The organism is Ligilactobacillus sp. WC1T17 (assembly GCA_900110005.1).
In the GTDB taxonomy this organism is placed as follows: domain Bacteria; phylum Bacillota; class Bacilli; order Lactobacillales; family Lactobacillaceae; genus Ligilactobacillus; species Ligilactobacillus ruminis_A.
In genome coordinates this window covers 70,238-94,807 of record FOCC01000001.1, presented here as the reverse complement: position 1 = coordinate 94,807, position 24,570 = coordinate 70,238, and the positions used below count along the sequence as shown (strand labels likewise).

Here is a 24,570-nt window from a genome sequence, read left to right as displayed (position 1 = left end):
GAGACTGGGTGTTGGCTCAGCCTCTTTATCTTTATTTATGGTGGTAACATGAAAAAACAAGGCGCAAACAGCTTTATCATTCAAGTAGCGCTGGTAGTGGTCTTTTTTATCGGATTGATGATTATGCTTTATCCTTTTTATGTGGAAGCAGTCAATAATTTTATTGATGAAGTGCGCATTAATCAGGCTAAGCAATTTGACCAAAAAAAGAACCGCGCCCAACTGGCCAAACTCAAAAAAGAAAATGAAGCAGCAGCTCAAAAAGCCGCTAAAGACCCCTTTAAGGGTACGGGCAAGATGACGGCCAAAAAGCTCAAAAAACACCTTTTGGGTCGGGTAGTGATTCCTAAAATCAAGGTGAATGTGCCTTTGTTCAACCTCACAACGTCTGATACGCTGGAATACGGCGCGGCGGTCTTACAGGGGAGCTCTTTTCCTGAAGGGGGCAAGGGCAAAAGAACGATTATCGCAGCCCATCGCGGGCTTCCTGAAAGAAAATTATTTACGGATTTGAACCGGATAAAAAAAGGTGATATTTTTGTCATCAATGTCTTTGGCAAAAATCTAGCTTATCGTGTCATCAATATCAAGGTGGTTAAGCCAAAAGAAATCAACGCCATCAGACCGGTCGCGGAGATGGATTTAGCAACCTTGATGACCTGTACGCCGTATATGATTAATACCCACCGCATGCTGGTAACGGGTTACCGGGTACCTTATACGAAAAAAATTGCCCAAGAAGTCAACCAAGCGGCCCTAATGAATCGTTTAATACAAGCAGCTGTGATTTTAGGCTGTGTTTTAGCGGTCGTAGGCTTTGTGAGCCTGGTTTACCGGATTATTCATCAAGGCCTGCTCAAGCAAAAGCGGATTGATATTGTCTTTAATGTGCCCAAAGCTGGAAGTTATCAGCTTTTGGGCAAAAATGGGCGGCATAAGCTCTACCGTCAGGGGGAGCTCTTTGTGGTCCAGGCCAAAGATCATCAGGTGACATTCGCGGATATTCCTGGGTGCATTTATACAGTCAAAGCCTTGGATGGCAGCTTTAAAGTCCGCTTTGGCATCAAAAAGTTAAAGCAGCAAAAGGCCCGACCATATCTGACAAGAAAACAGCAAAAGGCCCAACTGTTCCGCAAAGAAGCAGGTCAGTGGCTGTTAAAATAAGGCTGAACCTTTTTACAAAAAAAGTTGTAAAAAGGCTTGCTTTTAACAAAGAAAGCGTTTACAATAATGATGTAGGGAATGATAGCTTTGAAAAGATAGTTGCGACACTATCAATGTTATTTCCACAAAAATGAGAAAAGAGGTCAGAGCTGATTGTATTCCTTATCGAAAACGGCTAGACTCAAAGCAAGATATTAACTTGACGTATCGAGGGTAGGGTATCTTTGATGCAACACGTCAAAATATCATGATTGCCGTTAGCAGTCTAGCTGTTTATTTTGTCAGATCTCTTTTTTCGACTCCCGTTAAATCACAAAGTTCACTGGCTGGTGAACTGAAGCGCCAGCCAGATGAATTTGTTGAATTTGTTAGCTATCAGGGAGAAGTTGCCTATAATGGGGATTATAAAGCAGCGCTAATCAGTGGTTAGCGCTGTTTTTTTGTAAGCTGAATATGGTATAGTTTTAGTATCTTACACAGAAAAGGTAATTAGATGACGATTAAAGATTTTTATGGGATTAAAGCAGATGGAACGGTCGTGCCTGTATTCCGCAATGGTGATTGGGCCTAAAATAAAAGCGTCCTCAATTGAGGACGCTTTTATTTAGGATAAAGCATGGTCTTAGCTTGGACAAATTCAATAAAACGTTTGGCAGCAGGAGTTAAAGCAACATTTTTGCGCCAGACCATCACATGCTTGGAATATAGGGCCGGTTCTAATGGGATGAATTTAATGCCTGTCTGCAAATGTAATTTATAGGACCCTTCGACAGCGATTACGCCTAAGTTAGAATTTGGAATTAAATTAGTCAGGTTAGAGCTTAAATTGTGAGTGCCGATAATATTTAAGCTGGCTGGATTTAAATTAAGCTGTTCCATTAAGTCATCTTGGACAATGCTGCGTGTAGGAATGATGAGATCTAAAGTTTGCAATTGATCAGCTTGGGTAATGGCCGAACAATCTTTAAGTTTGCCGTTTTTATCGACCAAAACCCCCCAGCGGTCTTTGGTATCTAACGTATAATAATGATATTTGGCAGCTTCAACCGGTTTTAACAAAAAACCCAGGTCGATGAGATTTTTATCCAAATGCTCTTTAATGTCATCGCCATAAGCGTCATACATAGAAAATTTAAGATCAGGGTGCAATTGGCGAAATTCTAGCAGCCAGCGGGAAACCAAAGGCGAAAGGGATGTTTCGACACAGCCGACAGCTAGTGTTCCGGCTAAATCATTATGATTTTCCTTGAGGGTGGCTTTGGCATCATCGATAATTTTGAGGGTTTCACGGGCGTATTGTTCAAAAAGCACACCGGAACTGGTCAAAGTGACCTGCCTTTTGCCCCGTTCAAAGAGTTTGGTGTTAAATTCTTCTTCTAAATCTTTCATTTGACGGGATAAAGTTGGCTGAGTGATATGTAATTTATTAGCAGCCTTGGTAATATTTCCAGCTTGGACGATGGCTAAAAAATAGCGCATTAAACGGGTTTCCATAAAAATCACCTCTCAACTTATTATACATTTTAAACATAATAAGTTACAAAAAATAGGTGTTTTACATTATGAACGAGGCTTCGTAAAATATAGATAAAAGCAAGATGGAGTCATTTTTATGAGTAAATACGAAAATGAAGTAAAAAATGGCTTATTTGGTTTTGGCGAAGAAAATACTGCTTTTGCCAAATATTTCATTAATAAAAGCTATCTCAACGGTCTTATTCCGGCCGATGACAACATTGACGTAATGTGGCTAATGTTAATTTTGAACCGGGATGCCGCAATAACTGGCATATTCACCATCAAGGCTACCAATTATTGCTGGTAACTGCCGGTGAAGGCTGGTATCAAGAAGAAGGCAAGCCGGCCCAAAGTTTGAAGGCTGGGGATGTCGTAGCTATCCATGAAGGTGTTAAGCATTGGCATGGTGCTAAAAAAGACAGCTGATTCTCGCATGTTGCAATTACTAAAGGAACCAGCAAATGGTTAGAACCTGTCACTGATCAGGCTTACAACCAATTATAGAAAATAGGATGCTTAAAAGGCATCCTATTTTTTCTTTTGTTTGATTCTTTTAAATAAGGCAATGGCAACGATGGTCAAAATGGTAATCATGGTGCTGACGGCAAAAAAGAGGCCTAACAGCAGAATTAATTGAAGACTTTTGGCGTAAGGCGTTATGAAGGCTTGCCAAGTTAAGATTGCTAAAAATAGGGATAAAGCCAAGGAAAGCAAAAAAATGCCGCCTAAAATTAAGGTATATTTGCGCATCAAAAATCCTCCTTTTTTCTAAATTATAAAAGGAAAAGCAGTCCCTGACAAGTTGTGTTTCACATGAAACATTGGCAAAAAAAGCCGGATAAGCTATAATAAGATAAAAAATGAGAAGGGCGGATGCAGCAGTGATTGATGTAGATGAAATTTTAGCTAAAATGAATTTGAACCAAAAAATCAACTACGACAAAGTTATGATGAAAATGGTTCAAAAATGGCAGGCGGAGGGTATCCGTCCCAAAATTTTGCTGCATGCCTGCTGCGCTCCTTGCAGTACAACTACGTTAGAGCGGATGACAGAGTTTGCCGACGTGACGATTTATTATGCTAATTCCAATATTCATCCGCGTGCTGAATATCAACGACGGGAATATGTACAGCAAAAATTTATCCATGATTTCAATGAAAAAACGCACAACCAGGTACAATTTATCACAGCTCCTTACCGGCCGCAAGAATATTTTGAAGCTGTCCGCGGGTTGGAAAAAGAACCTGAAGGCGGTAAAAGATGTGAAGCATGCTTTGATTACCGGTTGGATACAGTGGCAAAAAAAGCTGTTGAACTTGGTTTTGATTATTTCGGCAGTACGCTGACCATCAGCCCCCACAAAAATTCTCAACTGATTAATACTGTGGGCATTGAAGTCCAACACTTTTATGATGTACACTACCTGCCCAGCGATTTTAAGAAAAATAATGGCTATTTAAGATCAGTTCAGATGTGCAAAGAATATGATGTCTATCGGCAATGTTATTGCGGTTGTATGTTTGCGGCCAAAGCGCAAGGGGTGGACTTGTCCAAAATCAGACGCGAAGCTTTAGCTTTCATGGAAGGAAAAGACGGGCAAAAAGAATTTCCGGAAATCCGCTTTTCAATTAATGGTGAAACAGTTTAAAAAAAGCAGGGCTCAACTGAGTCCTGCTTTTTTTAAGCATGATGTTGTAAGTGCGATAGTATCTCTAGATTCATATGTTTAGCTAATTTGGAATTATCAATCAAGTCAAGAGTGTTAACATCGGCAAAGGCCTTAGTATATTGTTTATTTAAGATTGACAATCTAATTCGATTTACTAATAAGTAATCATAGCATGATAACATGCGGCAAAGCTTTAAACATAGTTGAAGTTCCTTTTGAGCTGCCTTTGACTGAGATTGCCTTAAAAGTAATTTAGCTTGCTTCATATGCAAAAGTAATGCTAATTTTTTTAGGTGGGCATATTTTTTATTTAAAATGTAAATGGAGGAATCAAGGATAATTTTTTGCTGATCATCATTCAGATAGTCTACGATTCCGTTTATAAGATATAAATCTAATTTAGTCCAAAAATCTTTTTTAGAGATATATTTCCAAATAGTTAACGCTTTAATGCTTTTTTCTGTTTTTGAATATTTAAAAATATTTAGTTTCATGTTGATTATAGCGAAAATAAAGTTAATATTTTGATCATATTGTGTATTTAGAAATTTAGCTGAGTTTTGATATATATTTTCAAACAGTTTCATATTGTGAGTTTCTGTTGCAGTTATAAAGGTAGTTGCAATTCTACTTTTAGGAGATAGCGACCAATTATTATCTATATATTTGAATTCATCTGGAGATATGTCTAGTTTATCCATAATAAAAAAGGCCATATCAACAGAGGGATGTTGTTTTTCATTCTCAATTTTAGAAATAGATGTACGTGAAATACTATTTGTACATAATGTATTTTGTGATATATGTTGTGATCTTCTTAGTAATTTAGCTGTTTTACCGAATGACATAATAAATCTCCCCTTATAACTTAAAAACATTAATGTTGAAAATACATTAAATTTTCCAGACTAAAAAAGGTAATAGGCATATATAGTAGGCCCATTAGAATATTTTAGTGAATATTGTTAACATAAATGAATTTAAATTAACACTAGTATTAAAATATACTTGTTAAAATTTTAACGCAATTGACATTTTTAGTCAAAGGAGGTTTTAATCATGGATGTTGATGAAAAAGATGTACGCGAAATTCACCATCGTTGTCTTAGAATGAATTAATTGCGGGACAGGTGCTCTAATTGAACGCCTGTCTTTTGTTATGGGGGAAATATGAAATTAAAAGAAAATACAACGTATCATTACGATGATGATAGCGAATGTCTCACTATTATCAATGGAACTAAAATGTACAGCATAAAAGATACTAATCAAAAATATCATTGGATGTTGCAGCACAATTTGTTTTCTGACGAAATGAAGGCTTTTTTATTGAAAAACAATCTTATTGATAATCTTAGTGATGATATGACGGTGAATTCGAGATCGTGGTTTTATTTTAGAGATCGATTGTTATCTACGGTTAAGAGCGCTAGGCCTATTAAAAACATTTTAAAGAATCAATGCTTTATTATTATTGGTTGTGGTGGTATAGGAACTGTCGTATTAGATAATTTGATAAGAATGGGATTTGAAAATTTTACTATAGTTGATGGTGATATAGTTGAAAAAAGTAACCTTAATCGACAACTATTTTATACATGTTATGATGTTGGACAAAGTAAGGTTAAAATTTTAAAGGACCGATTGCAACAGTATAGCTTTAATGATATTAAAATTCATTCTTGCAAAAAATATATCAAAAATAGTACTGATTTAGCTTCGATAGCTTATGATGAGTCAGAAAAGAAAGTTTTAGTCGTTAACTGTGCAGATACACCTTTTGATTTAGTTAATGTTATTGGCAATTTTTGTATGCAAAAGAAATATACTTTTGTTTATGCCGGCGTTGGTATTGAAACTGGAACAATTAGTCCAATATATGATGGTAAAAATCCATATAAAGTTATTGATGTTTCAAAAGAGCGGACATTAACGGGATCTATTTCTTCTAATAATATGATTACTGGTGCTATGTTAAGTCAAAAAATTATGGATTACTTATTTAAACAGTATTTTGTGTTAAATAAAGAAATATATAAAGAAAATATCATTACGTTCGATAAATTTGGTAATTAAAATGAAAAATACAATTTTTTATTTAGATGATATGCCGGATTTCTTTATGCCAATAGACGGATATGATCACAACTTAATTTTTATATATAGTTATGATACATAAAACAATTTTTAATATGAAACAAAACCAATTTGTATCAGATGTTGTTGATGATTTATCGCTAAATGGTCAACTAAAGTTAAAATTTAAAAATAATAAGTACGGAATTGAAGCAAAAGATGTTTATGCAACTCTAATTTATATTATAGAGCATAATAGCCTCTATGCCTCTTATTTATCTTTTATAGTAGGTGTTAAAGCGTTTTTGCGTGGAAATGCCCCTTTATCAAGGGTTCAATTATGTTATCAAGATAACGTATTGGAGGCAAAAATGTATGATGATTATGAATATAAATATGTATTATCTTCGATACATTTTGCACCATTAAAATTTCAAAAAAAACAACCTCTATTTGGTAAAGGATTTGGGCAATACGTATTGGTACAATATAACGCTGACCAACTAACATTAGTTAATAAAATAAATGGAAATAAGATTTATTTCTTGAAAGAAAGAGATGTAACTAAACAGTTAGCGGCGTTAAACCAAAGCCGCTGTTTAATTTACACCGGTTGTACATCGTTATCCCAGAAAATGATTATAGATAAAAAGGCTACTAAAATTAAGTCTAACATGGAAATGCGGTTAAATATTAGTAGTGAAATTATGATGCAATATCCACAGATAAAGCCGTTGTTATCTCAATGGATTAATAAATATATAAAATTATATCCGTTAGTTAATGTTAAGTCATGCAAGCAACAAAAAATAATAGTCAAAAAAATTAATTTTCAAGAGATAACAATATTGTATGCTTGCTATTATCCAAATAATATTATTATTGAGCAAATAAAAGCATTTTTTGAAGCATACGATGTGAAAGTTAAGGTAGTTAGTTGCAATTTTAAAAATTTTTTAAGAGCAGACAAAGAAAAATATGATTTAGTTTTTGACATTGTAGAGCCAATTACGTTAAGTAAATTTGATTTTTATCTTCAAGAAATGAATTATTTAGTGCGTCAAAAGAAGCAATATATTACGACCTTAAATAGATGGATACAATCAAATCACGATGTAAAATATGAAACCAAATTACAAGAATTATTGAATGAATATTCAAGTAGTTTATGTATAGGTAGATATAATATGTTCTATTTAAAATCGGATAATGCTCCGTATTTACAAGTAGACGATTATGGACAATTATTAAATTTAGGGGGATAAAATGAAACGTATTTTGCTATATAACAGTCTATCCAATATCATGCTTGAAGTGGTAGTTTGGATGATTTATTTAAAAGCTCAAGGGTGGAGTGTTGCCCAAATTGCTTTTTTAGAGGGGACTTTTACCATTTGCCAAGCACTATTTGAAGTGCCGTCGGGAATTATTTCTGATTGGATTGGGCATAAAAGAGCGTTAGTTTTAGGGGAGGTATTATGTGCTCTTTATTTGCTAACCTATTTTATGCCTAAGCAGCATCTTGTTTTATTTGCTGGGTTTGTAATTTTTGCCGTGGGGCTTGCACTAATTTCCGGAACAGATGTTTCTCTTTTATATGAAAACATTCCGGAAACTCAAAAAAAGGCGTATTTAAAATATGCAGGCTTATTTAACGGGTGTATTACCCTGGCTGTAGCTTTGGGAAATTTTTCTGGTGGCTGGCTCGCCAAAATTTCGTGGAATGTTTTATTCATAAGTGCTATTATTGTACGGTTAGCTGCTTTACTTACCTGCCTTAGTATTAGTGAGCAAAAGATGACAGATGAAGATGACCCCATTACTTTTAAGTTATTATTTTCTGAATTAAAAGATTTCACCTTGCATGAGCGGGCTTTTTGGCCGGTAACTTTTGCCACCTGTTTTGCTTCCGGTGCGATTACCATTAGCTACCAATATGGGACTTTACTTTTAGAGCAGCTTAAAATGCCTACAGAAATGATTTCGACGGTTTTTGGAATCATTTCTCTTTTGGGCGCGGTGAGTGTGTTATCGTATAAATTTATTCAATATTGGTCAGATAAAAGCTTAATTATTTTTTTACAGGCTTTAGCGGTGGTCTGCTCAATTTTGTTGGCGTTTAGAAATGTTTTTTGGCTCTTGCTTGGTTTAATTGTGATGAATGCTGTGTTTGAGATATGGAATGTTCTGCTAGAAAATCGCATTCAAACTATTTCATATGGGCATATTAGGGCCACAGTATTTTCGGTAGTAAATATTTTTGAGTCGGGCTTAATGACCTTGGGCTCGATACTAATTGGTTTATTGACTAAGCAGTTATCATTAAATACGACTGTCGCTTTGCTGTGTGTGACTCTTTTAGGAGTGGCTGTTTTATGTAGTTTGAAATTGGAAAAAACAAAATTAGTTTAAAAAAAGCAGGGCTCAACTGAGTCCTGCTTTTTAGTCGTCTAAATCAACGACAGATTGGTTATGAGATCTGACACTGGTGTAGATGCGTTCGAAAATGGGCGCATCAACTTGATAGGCCAAGGAATCGGTCGTTTGTTCAGCCACCGTGACAGGGACGTTCTTAAAGCTGATACCTGCTAATTTCAGGTTTACTTTGAGCATGAGTAAATCTTTTTGCTCAAACGCCGGCGAGCGTTTAAGAGTTACCTTTCTAATAAGCTATTCTTCTTTCTTCTCTAAAAATATCTTACATTTTAGCACGTTTTTGACAGAATGCAAGTCAAGTTAAATTAATATATTAATCGTGACCGACGACTTTTTGAACTTGGGTAGCTAAATTACGCCAAAAAAGGATGTCATTATTTTCCAGGTCGGCGTAAAAATCAGCATATTCCGGACGGGGGGTGATAACTTCGATTACATCACCCATGGGTCCAAAAACATTAAGTTTTTTGCCTTCCTCGAGCCAGCGCATGGTATAATAAGGACCTTCCAAAGCCGTATCAAACATGTCTTGAGTGCCATCTTTGACCATGTCGTTAATTACATCATTTTTCGTTTTGTCAGGATAGCCGTTGGCATTGAGCCAAGCTAATTTTTCCATGACTTGGGTTAAATTATCAGGAATCATATTAAACATAATTTGTGCTCCTTTAGTTAATTTAGTGAATACATTTGTTTTAGTACACAGTACTGTTTTTTTAAGCTATAATTCTAGTATAAACAAAAAAACAAAATAAGAAAGGGTGGACATTTTGAGCGACCAAACGAATCTTTTAGAACGGCCATATATCAATATCGTCAACATTATTTGGAGCTATGATCGGTTGGCTGATGAGGTTAATATGCTTTTGGTCAGACGGGCAAACGACCCTGAAAAAGGTGCTTGGGCGATGCCTGAAACTTACTTAAGAGCCGAAGAAAGTGCCGATGCAGCAGCTTTGCGGCTGGTTAGAGAAAAGATTGGTTTAGAGTTGGAAGAGATAAATACCGAACAGCTGGCGACTTTTACTAATCCAGGCCGCATTGGTCGTGGCAATGACCGGATTTTGTCATTGACATATATGACCTTCTTACCTGAAATGCCGCCTTTAAAACCCGGCTACGGTGCTTCAGATGCCCGCTGGTTTTCTTTTGGTTTTAAAAATAAAAATTATTGTCTTAGCAATGGCGACTTGTATTTTGAAGCCAGCAAGGCTAAAAACCAAAAAGATTACTACAAGCACGCCAAATATGACCCCGAAAGGCACTTAGCTTTTGACTATGACTGGATTTTTAAAGTTGCTTGCGAACGGATTCGCAATAAGTTAAACTATCAGCCCAATATTTTACTGGTGCTAGGCGACAAATTCACAATCAGAGAAGCCCGTTGCGTATATGCGCCTTTTTTGAAGACTAAAGTCAATTTGATCGATAATTCGAATTTTAGAAAAACGCATATGCCGCTCTTAAAAGAATTAGGTACGGAAATCACGCAGCGTCGCCCGGGACGTCCTGCTAAACTATATGCTTTGCGCAAGGATGTCTTAAGCCGAGGCTTGCAAAAAATTTTAAAGTAGTGTAAGATAAGTTCGATTAAATAGGTTGAACTTACCTTTTTTTAGCACTTATAAAAGTATTTTAGACTTAAATCAGGAGGAATCCTTTATGGATGCAGATAATTGGGCATTAGTTACCGATTTGTATGAATTGACAATGGCAAACGGCTTTCAAAAGAAGCTGGGTGAAGAAGTAGGTATCTTTGATATCTTCTTTAGAAAAATGCCCGATGATGGCAGTTTTGTCGTTTTAGCTGGGATGGAACAAGCTTTAAACGAGTTGAAGAACTTCCATTTTGAACCAGAAGACATTGAATATTTGAAGGGGCTTAAGTTATTTACCCCTGACTTTATTGATTATTTAGCCGATTTTAAATTTGCCTGCAAGGTGTGGGCTGTTAGAGAAGGAACACCGATTTTTCCGCGGGAACCAGTGATGACCATTGAGGGCCCCCTCATCCAGGCACAATTATTTGAAACCTTGCTGCTCAGTATTATTAACCATGAAACTTTAATTGCCACCAAGGCGCGCAGAATTACTGCTGCTGCCAAGGGTAGAGGCGTCATGGAATTTGGGGCACGGCGGGCACAAGGCCCATCCAGTGCGACTTATGGGGCTAGAGCTGCCGTAATTGGCGGGGCTACCTCAACCTCCAATCTCTTGGCAGCTAAGAAATTTAACATTCCGGCTGCCGGTACCATGGCGCATAGCTGGATTGAAGCCTTTGATAGTGAATATGATGCCTTTAGAGCTTGGGCTGATATTTATCCTGACAACTGCGCACTTTTAGCTGATACTTATGATGTCTTAGAATCAGGGGTGCCGAATGCGATTCGGATTTTTAAAGAATTAAAAGCCCAAGGGCACAGTCACTTTGGCATTCGGATTGATTCTGGCGATGTGACTGAATTAGCTAAGGCAGCACGGGAAATGTTGGATGAAGCCGGCTTTAGCGATGCCAAGATAACCATCTCCAACGCCTTGGATGAATATATTATTACTTCTTTACTTGAACAAGAAGCGCCTATCGATAACTTTGGGGTAGGCGAAAAGATGATTACCAGCTCTTCTTCGCCTGTTTTGAGTGGGGTTTACAAGTTAGCCGGAGTAATCAAAGATGGACAATTGATTCCTAAGATTAAGGTTTCCGAAAGTAAAGGAAAGTTGACTTTGCCTGGCATCAAGCAAACCTACCGTTTGATTGACAAGAAGACCAACAAGGCTTTTGCCGACTTGATTGCTTTAAGAGATGAAGACATTCCAAGCGAATTGGTTGCTTTAAAAGCCGATCCTTTGGCAACGAAGCAAAAGCGGCGGCTGCACGACTTTATGGCAGTACCTTTGCAAAAATTAGCGATGGATCAAGGTGAAATCACCATGGAACAGCCCGATGTCTTTGCGATTCAAAAATTCAGTCAAGCCCAATTGGCTCTGCTTCCTTTGGCAACGAAGCGTTTACTCAATGCCGATGAATATCCGGTCTTTATCACACCGAAATTGTATCAGGTCCAACAAGAGCTGGTGGAAAAATACACTGAGAAAGAATAGGGTGCAAAACTGAGCGCTTAGGCTTCGTATGACAAGACTGACTACTCCAGGCTGCAAGAGCCGTACTAACCATTTGAAAATAGCTTTAATAGCAAAAAATAGCGGTGAAATCTTTCACCGCTATTTTTTTAATTTTTAGCAGTTGAAGTCTTGTGAACTCCAAGGTAGTGCACGATTGCATAAACGGCAATAATTACAAAAGCAATGGTACTTAAAAGCATAATGCCGCGTGGGGTGGTCATGCCTAAAACAGAACCGATAGCATTGACGATGGTTGGTGAAAGGGCACAGCCGACATTGACTAAAACCAAAACGATTGTGGTAGCCAAGTTGACAGATCCTTCAGGGCAGGCCCAATCAAGCCAGTTGTACATGTATGGTACCCCAAGACCGAAGCCAAACCCTAAGACAATGACCCCGATAAATAAGACAACAATGTTTGGTGCTAAAGCAACCATGAGCAAGCCTAAAGCAACCAGACAAAAGCCGGCAGGGAAGATTAAATCATGCAGACGCTTAAAGAAGAAGCCGAATGAAGCGCCAATTGGAATCCCAAACAAGGTGGAAACCCCGGCAATTAAGGCAGAGGTGCTGGCTGTTCCCATCTTTTCAGCCACGATCAAAGAAGGCAATTCATAAGACATTGGCATGTAAAAAGCAAAGATGGCAAAAATCAAGCAGGCAATTAAGATGACTTTGCCGTTGATATGTTGAGCGGGTTGTTTAGCTTGAGTATCGTTGGCCTTAACCGAAGCATTTTTCTTTGGCAGCGGCACAAAGATTGTAAAAGCAATCAAAGATGGAATAATCAAGAAATAAATAGCAAAAGCTGCATGCCAGCTGATAGTAACCAGGTAGCTAACCAAGAAGGAGGAAATAGCGCCCCCAACAGAACCCATCACATTTTGATAGCCAATCATTGAAGCCAATTCTTCTTCATCGCCGCTGTAAAATTGCGGAATCAAGCTGACCGCCATGGAGTTGAATAAGCCAATCCCAAAACCAATTAAAAAGCGGGAAATAAGAATCGGGGTATAAGCGGTAGCGTACATTGGGAAGGTTCCTGACAATAAGGCCACAATCAAACCGGTTAGAATCACAGGTTTTTGGCCCCATAAACGGACTAAAATAGGACTAATCATTAAGCCTAACACAATCCCGAAGTTGGGTACGGTCGACAGCATTTGCACCCCGGCAGCATTGACACCTGGAAACGCTTTGTACATCAGCGGCAAGGCTGATGAAATTTGCGGCGCCATCATTAAAAAGATTGAAATTGAAAGCAGCGATGCTTTAAAAGAAAGTTTATCTTTGGTTTCATGCATAATAAAATACCTCCTAATTTAAATCATGTGTGCTCTAAAGAAGGCCATTTCTTCATCATTAGCCTGCTTAGCTAAAGTATCTTTTTGATTCATCAAGAAAACGTGTGGTTCGGGATGATCTGCATCACCGAATGACTTGCAAATATGTTCCACGCCTAAAGCCGTCAAGAAGCCGTCAAATTTAATGGTCTGGTCGTGGATGAAGTCTTCATTGGCGGTAGTTAAGTAGCAAGGCAGGAAATCTTTGGTAATATATTTTTCCGTTTGCAGCATATCCTGCTTTTGGGCTCTAACTTCAGGTGTGAAATAGCCTTCAACAGCGCCGGAAATCATGCCGAGATCGCCGATAAAGAAGGCGGCGCTGTTTAAAGCTGCTGCTCTAAAATGCAGATCAGTTAAGTCATAACCGAAAAGTTCACGATACTTAGGGTTGGTTAAAATAGTGATATATTGTTCGGCCATTTGACCACCAGCGCTATCACCGGTTAAAAAGACATTGTTTTTGTCGAGGTTGTATTCGTCGGCGTAGTCAGCCACCCAGTGAATGTAAGTATTGACTTCATCTAATTCGCCCGGAAAGACGTTGTCCGGTGCTAAGGTGTAATTAGGGTTGACAAAGGCAAAGCCGCCTTTGGCGAGGTTCAAACCATAAAATTGGTAGGTTTCTTTAGTGCCATAACACCAACCGCCGCCATGAATATTAATAATAACCGGGATTTTGCCTGACACATTTTTAGGCAGATATAAATCTAAAAGATTCCATTTTGGATCAGGCCCGTAAGCTAAATCATTAATTCTTAAAACTTCAGGCGGGTTAGCATCTAAACCGGCGTCACGAGCATCATCGCCTTTTTTAAAAGCGGTGCGCATGGCCATAATTGCTTCTTTAATTTCATCTGTGGTCACAAAGTTCATTCCCTTCGTTTTTTTGTTTACGCTTACATCTTAAATAAAAACGCCCCCTTTTGGTAATAATATTTTTAACCAAAAAGTGGCGTCGATTGACTATTTTTCAAAAATTTTTGCTTTATTTACTCAGTATCAGTAAATGGTATAAAGCACCATAAAGGTTGGCATCAGCTTGGAATTTGGCTTGAACCAGTTTAGGTTTGGTAAAGGTTAATTTAATGAGCGGATTGTTTGCATAAATATCTTCGTAGGCCTGCTTTAGTCCGCTTAAAACGAGAGGTTGAGCGGAAATGCCGCCGCCAATAGCAAAAGCGTCTAAATCAGCGACAGACTGGATATTCATGATTAAGCAGGCTAACCGGTGGCAGTAAGCGGCAAAGATGGCTTTTGCCTGTTGATTACCGGCTTTTAAAGCGTCAAAGGCTTTAAATCCGTCTTTTTCATCAGGATTGCCGACGGCGTTGTTGATGTGAATAATCATTTGCACGGCGGATAGGGAAGAGCCGGCATAGCCGCCAAAGTCTTCAGCCTTGGTATCAAGGCACATAAAGCTCAGTTCGCCGGCTTGGAAGTGGGCACCGTTTAAGAGCGTATTATTTAGAATAATACCGCCGCCAACACCAGTACCTAAGATGATGGCGGCACAATTTTGTGAATCCTTTAAAGCACCCAGCCAGTGTTCAGCCAGCACAGCAGCCTTGCCGTCGTTAATCACAGCGACGCGGTCAGCACGATAAATAGCAGCGAAATCAATACCATCTAAGAAAGGCAAAGCCCCGCCGAAATGGATGGTGGTGTCGGCAATTTTACCAGGAGCGCAGATAGCAATCCCTTGCCGGTCAGGGTGCTTTTTAACAATAGTATCAATGGCTGTTAAAAAATCATTTTTGTTTTGCGGTGTGTGAACCTTATCTTTTGTTAAAATGGTTCCTTTTTCATCAATGGTAGCGAATTTGATATCGGTCCCGCCGATATCGATAACTAAGTAATTTTGCATGTTATTTTTTCCTTTCTTTGATTAAAGCTGAAGCAGTTTTACCATAAAGGTTGGCAACGGCGCGGTTTAAAGCGCGAATACCGGAAAAACCGTTGTCCAAGGCTGTTTGGGTAAGATTTTTGCCCTTTAACAGATCACTGTGAGCATGCTGGGCGCGGACATTATTAAGATATTGGCCCACGGTAATTTCCATATATTTTTTGAAGAATCGTGCTAGATATTCCTTGGAAACATTCACATGCTGAGCGATTTCGTCCAGCGTTAAGGATCTTTGGTAGTTGTCACTGATAAATTTGATAACATCCTGCAGGCGGCCGATAGCGTAGACTTTTTGCGGTGAATTTTCCTTAGTTGCTTTGGGTACGGCAAAATAGCGCAAGATCATTTCTAAACTTTGCGTGATTAAAGTCATTAGTTTTAAAAGACGAAAATCAGAATCAACTTGGGTCAGCAGGGTAATTTGCAGCATCATGCCCTGTAAAGCAGCATAGGCTTCTTTTTGCTGCGGCGAAAAAGTCTCCGGATGATTTAAGTCAAGAAAGACAGTACTTATTTTAGGGTAGAGTCCTTTGATATAGCTATACGGAAAAATCAACGATAAAGCTAAAGAAGCCTGATTCGTGGCTAAGGTTTTAATGCTGTGGATTTCACGCGTATTGACGATTAAAAGCTGGCGGGGTACGGTTTTAAAATGTTCGCCGGAAATGGTGAAATCATCAATTGAACCGTCAAGCGTAAAAGAAACTTCAATACCTTGATGCCAGTGTGGGGCAATAAAGGCTACCGGATTATTATGATGTACATAAAGCCATACGGGTAAAGGATCGGTCGGCAAGACGATTTCGTGGGTGGTATCCATTTTCTCCCTCCTTTTTTGCAATCGTTTTCCCTTATACCATAACATGCCTATTTACGGCCGACAAGACATAAATTGACCATAAATTGGCGGATATTGACCTGAAAAAAGAGCCTGCCGGAGCTGTTTATGAAAATTAAATAGGCTTTTTTTTAAGCCGGCAGAAAAATTTCACTTGGACTGAACCTTTTCAGGATAAATACTGGTATACTTTGAAGTAAGATAAAATTAAAGAGGTGCATAAAATGAAAGCTGTTTTAACGACTGTTGGTCAAGACCAGGTTGGGATTATTGCAGGTGTCAGCCAATATTTAGCCGAAAATAAGGTGAATATTTTAGACTTGTCGCAAACGATTATGGATGGGTATTTCACCATGATGATGATGGTTGAAGTGCCAGATGAAGGCAAAGAATTCAGCCAAATTGCCCAAGACTTAACGGCTCTAGGCACTAAATTAGGGGTTGAAATAAGAATCCGCAATGCGGAAATTTATCAAGCAATGCATCAATTATAGAGGTGGCTTATGGAAAGTGAAAAAATTTTAGAAACGGTGCGGATGATTGCCGATGAAAATTTGGATGTTCGCACCATTACCATGGGGATTTCTTTACTGGACTGCATTGATTCAGACAGCACCCGTGCCTGTCAAAAGATTTATGAAAAAATCACCACAAAAGCCAAAAATTTGGTGAAGGTCGGAGAACAGATTCAAGAAGAATACGGGATTCCGATTATCAATAAACGGGTAACGGTCACGCCTATTTCTTTGATTGCGGCAGCTTCCAGCGACCAAGATTACCTTAAATATGCCAAAACTTTGGATAAGGCTGCCAAAGCTTGCGGCATCAACTTTATTGGCGGTTTTTCAGCTTTAGTACAAAACGGCTACCAAAAAGGCGACCGTATTTTAATCAAATCACTGCCGCAGGCCTTAGCGCAAACCAATCTTGTTTGTGCCTCAGTTAACGTTGGTTCTACCAAGAGTGGGATTAACATGGACGCTGTTAAGGAAATGGGACAGGTTGTCAAAGATGCCTCCAAGCTTGATGTGATGACGAATGCCAAAATGGTTATTTTCTGCAATGCGGTGGAAGATAATCCCTTTATGGCCGGTGGTTTTTGCGGAGTTTCTGAACCGGATACGGTCATTAATGTAGGTGTTTCCGGACCTGGTGTGGTTAAAGCGGCTTTGGAAAAAGTTAAGGGCCAATCCATGGATGTGGTGGCTGAAACCATCAAAAAGACGGCCTTTAAAGTGACCCGAATGGGCCAAATGGTCGGAAGTATTGCTTCAAAACGGTTGGGAGTTCCTTTTGGGATTGTCGACCTTTCTTTGGCGCCAACACCGGCGGTTGGAGATTCGGTAGCCCAAATCTTAGAGGAGATCGGCTTGGAACAAGTCGGCACCCATGGAACAACAGCTGCTTTAGCTATGTTAAATGATGCGGTCAAAAAGGGCGGCATCATGGCTTGCAGCCACGTGGGCGGCTTGTCGGGTGCTTTTATTCCTGTGTCGGAAGATGCCGGAATGATTGATGCCGTAGAAGCTGGAACGCTTAATTTGTCAAAACTCGAAGCCATGACAGCGGTCTGCTCCGTCGGGTTAGATATGATTGCCATTCCAGGCGATACGCCCGCTGCAACCATCAGTGCGATGATTGCAGACGAAGCTGCTATTGGGATGATTAACAATAAGACGACGGCTGTGCGGGTTATTCCAGTCCCTGGCAAAGATGTCGGCGACCATGTTGAATTTGGCGGTTTATTAGGACATGCTCCGATAATGCCCGTTAACCAAGCTAGTTCAGCGGCTATGATTCAAAGAGGCGGGATAATTCCAGCACCAATTCATTCATTTAAGAACTAAAAAAAGCCAGCTTTAAGCTGGCTTTTTTTATTCTTCTGCCTGGTGAATTTGCGCTGACATTGAATCAAGATCGAGGTTTTCGTGTAAGAAAGTTGCATTTTCAAGCGGAAAGTGCTGGTTGACATTGGTAAAAGGCTGGATGGATACTTCAGCTTTTTTAATGGTAAAGCCCAGCAAATGTCCGCCCATGGTGCGGTCGTCATTTAGATAATGCAGGTGAAAACCAGCGGCGGCCATGCCTTGGAATAATTTAGGCGCAAAATAGCCCACAATCGTTCCTTGACTATCAGCTTCAGCAAAAACGGCCTGTTTTTCGGCCACTTCCACCAGGGTCGGGTAAGGCTTTTTTTGACCTTGGACAGCTCTTGTTTTGACGTGGGCAAAAGTGCCCTTGATGTTGACGGCAAAGAAGATATTTTGATAAGGATACTTTTGTAAAATGGTCTCTTTGACTTGGGCATCGGTCTTATTTTCCAAAGTAAAACCGGCAAGCTTTGGGTCATGGTAGTGAACGGTCGCAAAAGGAACCTTAACGTCACCGGCCAGGTGGATAATTTGACCGGAACTTTTAACCAGGTAGGAAACCCCGTCTAAAACGACCATTTCGCCGTCTAAGCCTGTGGCTGTGCCAATACCTGTGTTACCATGTTTTAAGAGGTCTGAAACGGGGAGCGTTCCTTCAAAAAGGCCGGGCACCAGCATCCCTAAAGTACCGTGCTGATACAGTGTTTGATAATCTTTCATGAAAATCCTTCCTTTTAGCGCATTTGATCATCCAGCATTTGCTTAGCTAATTCTTTGTTGAAGCTGTAATCGACCGGAATATCGACGACAACGGGATCGTCTTGGTTGAAGGCTTCATCTAAGACTTGTTCTAATTCGCTGGCTTGTTCTACTCTAAGTCCTTTAGCTCCGAAACTTTCGGCGTATTTGACAAAATCAACGGCACCAAAATTAGTGGCAGCTGAAGCACCATATTTAACTTCTTCTTGGAACTTAACCATGTCATAAGCACCATCATTCCAAATGATGTGCACGATTGGCAAATGCAAGCGGACAGCTGTTTCCAAGTCTTGGGAAGAAAAGAGGAAGCCGCCATCTCCTGACATAGAAACAATCTTTGTATTGGGCCGTACTAAAGCAGCCGCAATTGCCCATGGCAAGGCAACACCTAATGTTTGCATCCCGTTTGAGAAGAGCAGGTGGCGTGGCTGGTAGCTTCTGAAGTGACGAGCCATCCAAATGTAAAAGCTGCCCACGTCCACTGTGACGGTCATCTCATCTGTGACCCGTTTTTGAACAGCTTTGATGATGCTTAAGGGATGGTTTAAAATTTGGCCTTCTTTTAAAGCAGGCGGTTCATCTCTTAAAGCGACTTTTTGGCGGACCTTATCTAAGAAAGACAAGGATTCAGCCGGCAGCTTATAGCCCTTCATGTATGGCAATAAGAAGTCCAAAGTTTGTGAAATATCGCCGACAAGTTCGCAGCTGGGTTGGAAGTGTTTGTCGATTTCCGATGGCATGGAGTCGATGACGACAATATCGGCATTTTTTTCATTATTCCAGTTACGGGGTTCATATTCGATTGGATCATAGCCGATGGCGATAACCAGGTCAGCCTGCTTCAATAATTTGTCTCCTGGCTGGTTGCGGAATAAGCCTACGCGGCCAAAGAAGTCACTTTCCAGTTCATGCGACAAAATCCCGGCCCCTTGGAAGGTTTCAACGACGGGCAGGTGGGTGGTGGAAACCAGGTTTCTGATGGAAGCCGTTGTTTCAGGGTCAGACGCCCGCATGCCAAGCAGCAGGACCGGCAATTTAGCTGCTTTGATTCTTTGTGCCAGTAAGGTGGATTCGATTGGGCTGGCAGGGCCTAATTTAGCCGGAATCAAAGGATTGATGACATCAGTTGTCAATTCGCCGTCTGTGACATCTTGCGGTACGGAGACAAAACTTGCGCCCTGCTTGGATGAAACAGCGCTGCGGTAAGCGTTGGCAATAACTTCAGAGATGTTGTCCGGATCCTGCACTTCGGCACTGTATTTTGTGATCGGTGAAAACAAGGCCGCATTATCCATACTTTGGTGGGTTAAGCGCAACAAATCGGTTCGCTGCACCTGACCAGAGATTGCTAAAACAGGATCACCTTCGGCTGTGGCTGTGACCAATCCGGTGGCGAGGTTGGAAGCCCCAGGACCGGATGTGGTGATGACCACCCCTGGCTGTCCGGTAATCCGGCCGATGCCGGCGGCCATAAAAGCAGCATTTTGTTCATGACGGGTGACGATAAGTTGAGGTAAATTCTCCTTGTCAGAGTGTTCTAACAGTTCAAAGACGCGGTCAATTTTTGCGCCGGGAATACCAAAAACATATTTAACATCATGATTAATGAGACTTTCGACGATAGCGTCGGCGCCGTAGCGTTTATTTGTTTCTCCCATAATATATGTAACCTTTCTTAAGTTGCTATAGGTATCTTAGCATACTTTTACCGCTTACAAAAATGAAAGGCTTGTAAATTACTTCACTAAAAAAGACCGCCCTTAAGGCGGCCTTATTTCTTTTAAGACCCACACAACTTAAAAGAATTAGGATTAGCGCAAGTTTACCTTTTGTGCTTTATCATAGGCTCCTGGATTAATCAGCTTTTCAGGTTTTAGGATGTCTTGTAAAATATCAGCTGAAATCTGACCTGAAAGCAGCTTTTCAATGGTTTTTCCCGTTGCCACGGCTTCCTTAGCCAAAACAGCTGCTTTTTGGTAGCCGATGTAGGGTGCAAGGGCTGTAGCTAAACCAGCCGAATGGGCGGCCATTTGCTGGCAGCGTTCTTCATTAACTTTGAGACCTTCTAAGCAGTTAACTCTAAGTGTCGCTAAAGCTTCGGTCATCATCAAAGCACCATTGAAAAGATCATCAAACATCACCGGCTCAAAGGCATTGAGTTCCAGCTGGCCTGAAGCGCTGGCCAGAGAAATCGCCGCGTCATGACCGATAACTTGAAAGGATACTTGAGCAACAACTTCAGGAATGACCGGATTGACCTTGCCGGGCATGATGGAGGAACCGGCTTGAACCTTGGGCAAATCCAGTTCGTGCAGGCCAGCTTGCGGGCCGCTTCCCAGTAAGCGCAAATCATTTGTAATTTTGATTAAATCACAGGCTAAAGTTTTATAAGCAGCGGATAAATTGACGTAACTATCAGTATTTTGAACCGCATCGCTCAAATCATCCGCTTGAATGAGCGGCATACCGCTGAGATGGCGCAATTCTTTGACGACCAAAGCACAGTATTCAGGGGTCGCACAGATGCTGGTCCCGATGGCTGTCCCCCCTAAAGGTACAGTCAAAAGGGCATTGGCAGCCTGCTCAATCCGGCGGTAATCACGCATTAATAGATGGTAATAGGCGCCAAATTCCTTGCCGAAAGTCGTTGGGACAGCGTCTTCAAGCTGGGTGCGGCCCATTTTAATGGTGTAACGGTGTTTGTCAGCCAATTTAAGGAAACTCGCAGCTGTTTTGGCCACAGCTGCCAGCAAATCAGAGGTACGGTTAATCAAAGTCATATGACCTGCTGTCGGATACACATCATTAGTTGATTGAGCCATATTGACATCATCATTAGGATGAATCAGCTGATACGAGCCTTTTTTAGCACCGCCGATTTCTAAAGCCAGGTTAGCGATAACTTCATTGACATTCATGTTAGTGCTGGTTCCTGCGCCCCCTTGGATGGCTGGGGTTGACAGGTCTGAAGCAAAATTGTCAAATTCATTAAGCAATCTTTCGCAGGCCTGCTTAATCAGAGCGTGTTTTTTAGCTGATAAGCGACCGGTTTTGGCATTGGCATTCGCGCAAGCCTGCTTGACTAAAATTAGATTTTGAACCAGTAAAAAATCCACGTGACGGTCGGTAACCGGGAAATTTTCCCGCGCCCTTTGAGTATGGATGCCATAGTAGGCGCTACTTTCAACCGCCTTAGTCCCTAATGAGTCGCTTTCAATCCGCATGCATAAAACCTGCCTTTCAAATGTTTAAAATCAATTTACGTGTTATATCTTATAACATAAAATTCGAAAATGCGATAGTTTAAGTCCTGTTACGTGTTAAATAAGGTTGAAAGCATTTTTAACTTAAGAAAAGAAAATAAACAGGGAGGTTAACTTTCTTTTTTAAAGCTGAGTTAAATTAGGGTCAAGCGGGCGTGGTTCGACACTGGTTGAAAAGACAATTTGAGTGTATGTTTCCCCAAAGCGCTGCAGATCATTGATGAATTCATCAAGCTCAGTCGTGGTTTTAAAGCGGCATGTCAGGATTTGCGAGAATTTACCGGTGACACAATCACACCCAAGGACGTTGGGGCAGGATTTAACAAAAGGATAAAAGCTTTGCTTGTCTTTAGGCTCTAAACAAAGGCTGATAAAAGCTTTGATAGGATAGCCGAGTTTTGCGGCGTCAAGTTGAGCTTGAAAACCTGTAAGATAGCCGGCTTCTTTGAGGTGGGAAATCCGCGTGCTGACAGCCGGAGCGGAGATGAAGCAGTGGTTACTGATGTCTTTAAGGGACATGCGGGCGTCTTTTGCCAGGCAGGCTAAGATAACAGAATCGATTTTATCCATAATAATCCTCCAAAAAGTGTAGTATATGTAATTAAATATAACATCAACAGCTGAATGAAACAACTTGGCAGAATGTGACTGTTTTTGAACGATTGTGCTAAACGTTTTCAGAAATCGGTCACAAAATTGATAAGGCCTAGCTTAAAAGCATTATAAGTCGTCAAAAATCCGTAAATATAACGATGCTAGCACAGATAAGAAAACGCATTCAATGAGATTAATATGCTTGATAAAACAAAGGTTCAGCCACAAATAAGCACAACTCCGCAAAAAAATGATTTTTTTTGGCGTTTTGTGATTGATTTTTGACATAGTGAGTGGTAATATAATTCAGGAAGGTGATGAAAGTGCTTGCAGAAGAGAGACAACAACTTATTTTGCAGATGTTGAGAGAGAATAATGTCGTCAAGATCCAAGATATTTGTGAAAAATCTGGATGTTCTGAATCCTCCGCACGTCGTGACCTTCAACTGTTGGAAGAAAATAATTTGCTTGTTAGGATTCACGGGGGTGCGAAAGTCAAATATTCGCTCTCAAGTGAACCGGATATGACAGGGAAAGCCCGGCAAAATACTACCGAGAAAAATGCAATTGCCAAGGCTGCTGCTGCAAGGCTGCGGGAAGGTGATGTGGTCTATCTAGATGCAGGTACGTCAACATTAGCTTTAATTCAGTATTTGGAACCTAGTGCACATTTGACGGTAGTGACAAATGGGGTTGTTCATGCTTCGATGCTGGCTGATAAAGGTGTGCGCACCATTTTAGTCGGCGGTGAATTAAAGAACACAACCAAAGCGATTGTCGGTGTGGAAGCAGTCAATTCGCTGAAACAATACCGCTTTAACAAGGTCTTTATGGGCATTAACGGAATTCATCCTCAATATGGATATACCACGCCCGACCCGGATGAAGCGGCTGTGAAGCAAGTGGCAATGGAACAAAGCGAGCAATGTTTTATTTTAGCTGATCACACCAAGTTCGATGAGGTCTCATTTGTCAAAGTCGCAGATGTCGCGCAAGCCTCAGTCATTACAACGAAGCTGCCAGCCAAGGTTAGCAGCCAGTATAATAAGCAAACAACGATTCAGGAGGTAGAACAATGATTTACACGGTGACAGTCAACCCATCCATTGATTACATCGTTCAACTTAAACAGTTAACTTTAGGCGAAGTTAACCGCATGGATTACGATAACAAGTTGCCTGGCGGTAAGGGAATTAACGTTTCCCGTATCTTGAAGGAACTTGGGCTCGAAAGCTGTGCACTCGGCTTTTTAGGCGGATTTACCGGCAAATTTGTCGAAGATGCATTAAACGGTGTCGGACTCAGCACTCATTTTACTCATATTCAAGAAGACACCCGTATCAACGTCAAGATTAAAGCTGAAGATGAAACTGAAATTAATGGACGCGGGCCTAAGATTTCTGACAGCGAATTGAGCGAATTTAAAGCACAATTCGATCAATTGAAAAAAGGTGACGTCGTAATCTTTGCCGGAAGTTTAACACCTGGTTTGGGTGATGACTTCTACGCTGATTTGATTGACATTATTAAGTCTAAAGGTGCTGACTTTGTGATTGATACGACTGGTGAAAGCCTGATGAAGACTTTGGAAAAGAAGCCTTTATTGGTTAAGCCAAACAACCACGAATTAGCTGAACTTTTCGGTGTTGAACTGAACTCAATGGAAGACATTGCAAAATATGGTAAGAAGTTGCTTGAACTTGGCGCACAGCATGTTTTGATTTCTATGGCCGGCGATGGCGGTATGATGGTGACTAAAGACAAGGTTTACCGGTCATACGCACCTAAAGGCACGGTTATCAACTCAGTTGGTGCCGGCGATTCCATGATTGGCGGGTTCACTGGTACTTTTGCCAAGACTGGCGATGCACTTGAAGCTTTCCGTTATGGCCTTGCTTGCGGCTCTGCGACAGCCTTCTCTGAAGACTTGGCAGACAAAAAGAAGATCGACGAAATTTTGCCAATGATTAAAATTGAAGAATTTAAATAATTAGGAAGGAGAAAAGTTT

Annotated in this window: 25 protein-coding genes and 1 pseudogene; 13 read left to right on the top strand and 13 right to left on the bottom strand. The window is 40.3% G+C overall.

Going from position 1 to position 24,570, the window contains the following annotated elements; translation table 11 throughout:
- Positions 1-48 precede the first annotated feature (48 nt).
- A complete protein-coding gene (locus BMX26_RS00475; RefSeq protein WP_075529518.1) occupies positions 49-1,164 on the top strand; it encodes a class C sortase in 1,116 nt (371 codons plus the stop codon).
- 247 nt (positions 1,165-1,411) lie between these two features.
- Complete coding sequence (locus BMX26_RS00470; protein WP_075529517.1) at positions 1,412-1,594, top strand: hypothetical protein; 183 nt, start codon at positions 1,412-1,414, stop codon at positions 1,592-1,594.
- A gap of 170 nt (positions 1,595-1,764) precedes the next feature.
- On the opposite strand, the gene BMX26_RS00465 is transcribed toward BMX26_RS00470, so the two are convergent.
- Entirely contained in the window at positions 1,765-2,658 is an 894-nt protein-coding gene (locus tag BMX26_RS00465; protein WP_075529516.1) for a LysR family transcriptional regulator, read from the bottom strand.
- A gap of 118 nt (positions 2,659-2,776) precedes the next feature.
- On the opposite strand from BMX26_RS00465, the pseudogene BMX26_RS00460 reads away from it, so the two are divergent.
- Positions 2,777-3,186: pseudogene (locus tag BMX26_RS00460) on the top strand (cupin domain-containing protein).
- A gap of 24 nt (positions 3,187-3,210) precedes the next feature.
- On the opposite strand, the gene BMX26_RS00455 reads toward BMX26_RS00460, so the two are convergent.
- Positions 3,211-3,432: a hypothetical protein gene (locus BMX26_RS00455; RefSeq protein WP_075529515.1), complete on the bottom strand. Its 222-nt coding sequence runs from the start codon at positions 3,430-3,432 to the stop codon at positions 3,211-3,213.
- A gap of 131 nt (positions 3,433-3,563) precedes the next feature.
- Between BMX26_RS00455 and BMX26_RS00450 the strand changes: the two genes are divergently transcribed.
- Positions 3,564-4,331 (top strand): epoxyqueuosine reductase QueH, encoded by a 768-nt coding sequence (locus BMX26_RS00450; protein ID WP_075529514.1) that lies wholly within the window; start codon positions 3,564-3,566, stop codon positions 4,329-4,331.
- A 32-nt stretch (positions 4,332-4,363) separates the two neighbouring features.
- Here the strand turns inward: BMX26_RS00450 and BMX26_RS00445 are convergent, their stop codons facing one another.
- A complete protein-coding gene (locus BMX26_RS00445) occupies positions 4,364-5,200 on the bottom strand; it encodes a helix-turn-helix domain-containing protein (RefSeq protein WP_075529513.1) in 837 nt (278 codons plus the stop codon).
- A 322-nt stretch (positions 5,201-5,522) separates the two neighbouring features.
- On the opposite strand from BMX26_RS00445, the gene BMX26_RS00440 reads away from it, so the two are divergent.
- The 3 genes from BMX26_RS00440 to BMX26_RS00430 all read left to right on the top strand — a co-directional run bounded on the left by BMX26_RS00440 (position 5,523) and on the right by BMX26_RS00430 (position 8,840).
- Entirely contained in the window at positions 5,523-6,428 is a 906-nt protein-coding gene (locus BMX26_RS00440) for a ThiF family adenylyltransferase (protein WP_082272403.1), read from the top strand.
- Positions 6,429-6,544: 116 nt separating this feature from the next.
- Positions 6,545-7,693, top strand: a complete 1,149-nt coding sequence (locus tag BMX26_RS00435; protein ID WP_143454829.1) for a hypothetical protein — start codon at positions 6,545-6,547, stop codon at positions 7,691-7,693.
- A gap of 1 nt (position 7,694) precedes the next feature.
- Positions 7,695-8,840, top strand: a complete 1,146-nt coding sequence (locus BMX26_RS00430) for an MFS transporter (RefSeq protein ID WP_075529511.1) — start codon at positions 7,695-7,697, stop codon at positions 8,838-8,840.
- 30 nt (positions 8,841-8,870) lie between these two features.
- On the opposite strand, the gene BMX26_RS09460 is transcribed toward BMX26_RS00430, so the two are convergent.
- Both BMX26_RS09460 and BMX26_RS00425 read right to left on the bottom strand, forming a co-directional pair.
- Positions 8,871-9,041, bottom strand: coding sequence for a nucleoside-diphosphate kinase (locus BMX26_RS09460; RefSeq protein WP_143454828.1), 171 nt, complete (start codon positions 9,039-9,041; stop codon positions 8,871-8,873).
- 136 nt (positions 9,042-9,177) lie between these two features.
- Positions 9,178-9,519, bottom strand: coding sequence for a hypothetical protein (locus BMX26_RS00425; RefSeq protein ID WP_075529510.1), 342 nt, complete (start codon positions 9,517-9,519; stop codon positions 9,178-9,180).
- A 115-nt stretch (positions 9,520-9,634) separates the two neighbouring features.
- On the opposite strand from BMX26_RS00425, the gene BMX26_RS00420 reads away from it, so the two are divergent.
- Both BMX26_RS00420 and BMX26_RS00415 read left to right on the top strand, forming a co-directional pair.
- A complete protein-coding gene (locus tag BMX26_RS00420) occupies positions 9,635-10,438 on the top strand; it encodes an NUDIX hydrolase (RefSeq protein ID WP_075529509.1) in 804 nt (267 codons plus the stop codon).
- 88 nt (positions 10,439-10,526) lie between these two features.
- Entirely contained in the window at positions 10,527-11,966 is a 1,440-nt protein-coding gene (locus BMX26_RS00415; protein WP_075529508.1) for a nicotinate phosphoribosyltransferase, read from the top strand.
- Positions 11,967-12,094: 128 nt separating this feature from the next.
- Here BMX26_RS00415 and BMX26_RS00410 read toward each other — a convergent pair whose 3' ends face one another.
- The 4 genes from BMX26_RS00410 to BMX26_RS00395 form a co-directional block, all read right to left on the bottom strand.
- Positions 12,095-13,291, bottom strand: coding sequence for an MFS transporter (locus BMX26_RS00410; protein ID WP_075529507.1), 1,197 nt, complete (start codon positions 13,289-13,291; stop codon positions 12,095-12,097).
- An 18-nt stretch (positions 13,292-13,309) separates the two neighbouring features.
- Positions 13,310-14,197 carry an alpha/beta hydrolase gene (locus BMX26_RS00405; RefSeq protein WP_075529506.1) on the bottom strand — a complete coding sequence of 296 codons (888 nt, stop codon included), beginning with the start codon at positions 14,195-14,197 and terminating at the stop codon, positions 13,310-13,312.
- Positions 14,198-14,318: 121 nt separating this feature from the next.
- Entirely contained in the window at positions 14,319-15,197 is an 879-nt protein-coding gene (locus BMX26_RS00400; protein WP_075529505.1) for an ROK family protein, read from the bottom strand.
- 1 nt (position 15,198) lies between these two features.
- Positions 15,199-16,056 carry an AraC family transcriptional regulator gene (locus BMX26_RS00395; RefSeq protein WP_075529504.1) on the bottom strand — a complete coding sequence of 286 codons (858 nt, stop codon included), beginning with the start codon at positions 16,054-16,056 and terminating at the stop codon, positions 15,199-15,201.
- A 242-nt stretch (positions 16,057-16,298) separates the two neighbouring features.
- Between BMX26_RS00395 and BMX26_RS00390 the strand changes: the two genes are divergently transcribed.
- Entirely contained in the window at positions 16,299-16,568 is a 270-nt protein-coding gene (locus BMX26_RS00390; RefSeq protein ID WP_075529503.1) for an ACT domain-containing protein, read from the top strand.
- 9 nt (positions 16,569-16,577) lie between these two features.
- Positions 16,578-17,921, top strand: coding sequence for a PFL family protein (locus BMX26_RS00385; RefSeq protein WP_075529502.1), 1,344 nt, complete (start codon positions 16,578-16,580; stop codon positions 17,919-17,921).
- 27 nt (positions 17,922-17,948) lie between these two features.
- Here BMX26_RS00385 and budA read toward each other — a convergent pair whose 3' ends face one another.
- From budA to BMX26_RS00365, 4 genes are all read right to left on the bottom strand, one after another.
- A complete protein-coding gene (gene budA, locus BMX26_RS00380) occupies positions 17,949-18,665 on the bottom strand; it encodes an acetolactate decarboxylase (RefSeq protein WP_075529501.1) in 717 nt (238 codons plus the stop codon).
- Positions 18,666-18,679: 14 nt separating this feature from the next.
- Positions 18,680-20,362 (bottom strand): acetolactate synthase AlsS, encoded by a 1,683-nt coding sequence (gene alsS / locus BMX26_RS00375; RefSeq protein ID WP_075529500.1) that lies wholly within the window; start codon positions 20,360-20,362, stop codon positions 18,680-18,682.
- A gap of 153 nt (positions 20,363-20,515) precedes the next feature.
- Complete coding sequence (locus BMX26_RS00370) at positions 20,516-21,928, bottom strand: aspartate ammonia-lyase (RefSeq protein ID WP_075529499.1); 1,413 nt, start codon at positions 21,926-21,928, stop codon at positions 20,516-20,518.
- A gap of 162 nt (positions 21,929-22,090) precedes the next feature.
- Positions 22,091-22,537, bottom strand: a complete 447-nt coding sequence (locus tag BMX26_RS00365; protein WP_075529498.1) for an Lrp/AsnC family transcriptional regulator — start codon at positions 22,535-22,537, stop codon at positions 22,091-22,093.
- Positions 22,538-22,884: 347 nt separating this feature from the next.
- Between BMX26_RS00365 and BMX26_RS00360 the strand changes: the two genes are divergently transcribed.
- Positions 22,885-23,640, top strand: a complete 756-nt coding sequence (locus tag BMX26_RS00360) for a DeoR/GlpR family DNA-binding transcription regulator (protein WP_412771377.1) — start codon at positions 22,885-22,887, stop codon at positions 23,638-23,640.
- Entirely contained in the window at positions 23,637-24,551 is a 915-nt protein-coding gene (gene pfkB / locus BMX26_RS00355) for a 1-phosphofructokinase (protein ID WP_075529496.1), read from the top strand. Before BMX26_RS00360 ends, pfkB begins: the two co-directional genes overlap by 4 nt.
- The last annotated feature ends 19 nt before the right edge of the window (positions 24,552-24,570 follow it).

Coding starts and splice junctions, on each gene's coding strand:
- BMX26_RS00365 (WP_075529498.1), bottom strand. CDS start 22,537: ATGGATAAAATCGATTCTGTTATCTTAGCCTGCCTGGCAAAAGACGCC.
- pfkB (WP_075529496.1), top strand. CDS start 23,637: ATGATTTACACGGTGACAGTCAACCCATCCATTGATTACATCGTTCAA.
- BMX26_RS00470 (WP_075529517.1), top strand. CDS start 1,412: ATGATTGCCGTTAGCAGTCTAGCTGTTTATTTTGTCAGATCTCTTTTT.
- BMX26_RS00410 (WP_075529507.1), bottom strand. CDS start 13,291: ATGCATGAAACCAAAGATAAACTTTCTTTTAAAGCATCGCTGCTTTCA.
- BMX26_RS00370 (WP_075529499.1), bottom strand. CDS start 21,928: ATGCGGATTGAAAGCGACTCATTAGGGACTAAGGCGGTTGAAAGTAGC.
- BMX26_RS00455 (WP_075529515.1), bottom strand. CDS start 3,432: ATGCGCAAATATACCTTAATTTTAGGCGGCATTTTTTTGCTTTCCTTG.
- BMX26_RS00400 (WP_075529505.1), bottom strand. CDS start 15,197: ATGCAAAATTACTTAGTTATCGATATCGGCGGGACCGATATCAAATTC.
- BMX26_RS00395 (WP_075529504.1), bottom strand. CDS start 16,056: ATGGATACCACCCACGAAATCGTCTTGCCGACCGATCCTTTACCCGTA.
- BMX26_RS00445 (WP_075529513.1), bottom strand. CDS start 5,200: ATGTCATTCGGTAAAACAGCTAAATTACTAAGAAGATCACAACATATA.
- BMX26_RS09460 (WP_143454828.1), bottom strand. CDS start 9,041: ATGCTCAAAGTAAACCTGAAATTAGCAGGTATCAGCTTTAAGAACGTC.
- BMX26_RS00465 (WP_075529516.1), bottom strand. CDS start 2,658: ATGGAAACCCGTTTAATGCGCTATTTTTTAGCCATCGTCCAAGCTGGA.
- BMX26_RS00475 (WP_075529518.1), top strand. CDS start 49: ATGAAAAAACAAGGCGCAAACAGCTTTATCATTCAAGTAGCGCTGGTA.
- alsS (WP_075529500.1), bottom strand. CDS start 20,362: ATGGGAGAAACAAATAAACGCTACGGCGCCGACGCTATCGTCGAAAGT.
- BMX26_RS00435 (WP_143454829.1), top strand. CDS start 6,545: ATGAAACAAAACCAATTTGTATCAGATGTTGTTGATGATTTATCGCTA.
- BMX26_RS00415 (WP_075529508.1), top strand. CDS start 10,527: ATGGATGCAGATAATTGGGCATTAGTTACCGATTTGTATGAATTGACA.
- budA (WP_075529501.1), bottom strand. CDS start 18,665: ATGAAAGATTATCAAACACTGTATCAGCACGGTACTTTAGGGATGCTG.
- BMX26_RS00430 (WP_075529511.1), top strand. CDS start 7,695: ATGAAACGTATTTTGCTATATAACAGTCTATCCAATATCATGCTTGAA.
- BMX26_RS00440 (WP_082272403.1), top strand. CDS start 5,523: ATGAAATTAAAAGAAAATACAACGTATCATTACGATGATGATAGCGAA.
- BMX26_RS00390 (WP_075529503.1), top strand. CDS start 16,299: ATGAAAGCTGTTTTAACGACTGTTGGTCAAGACCAGGTTGGGATTATT.
- BMX26_RS00385 (WP_075529502.1), top strand. CDS start 16,578: ATGGAAAGTGAAAAAATTTTAGAAACGGTGCGGATGATTGCCGATGAA.
- BMX26_RS00425 (WP_075529510.1), bottom strand. CDS start 9,519: ATGTTTAATATGATTCCTGATAATTTAACCCAAGTCATGGAAAAATTA.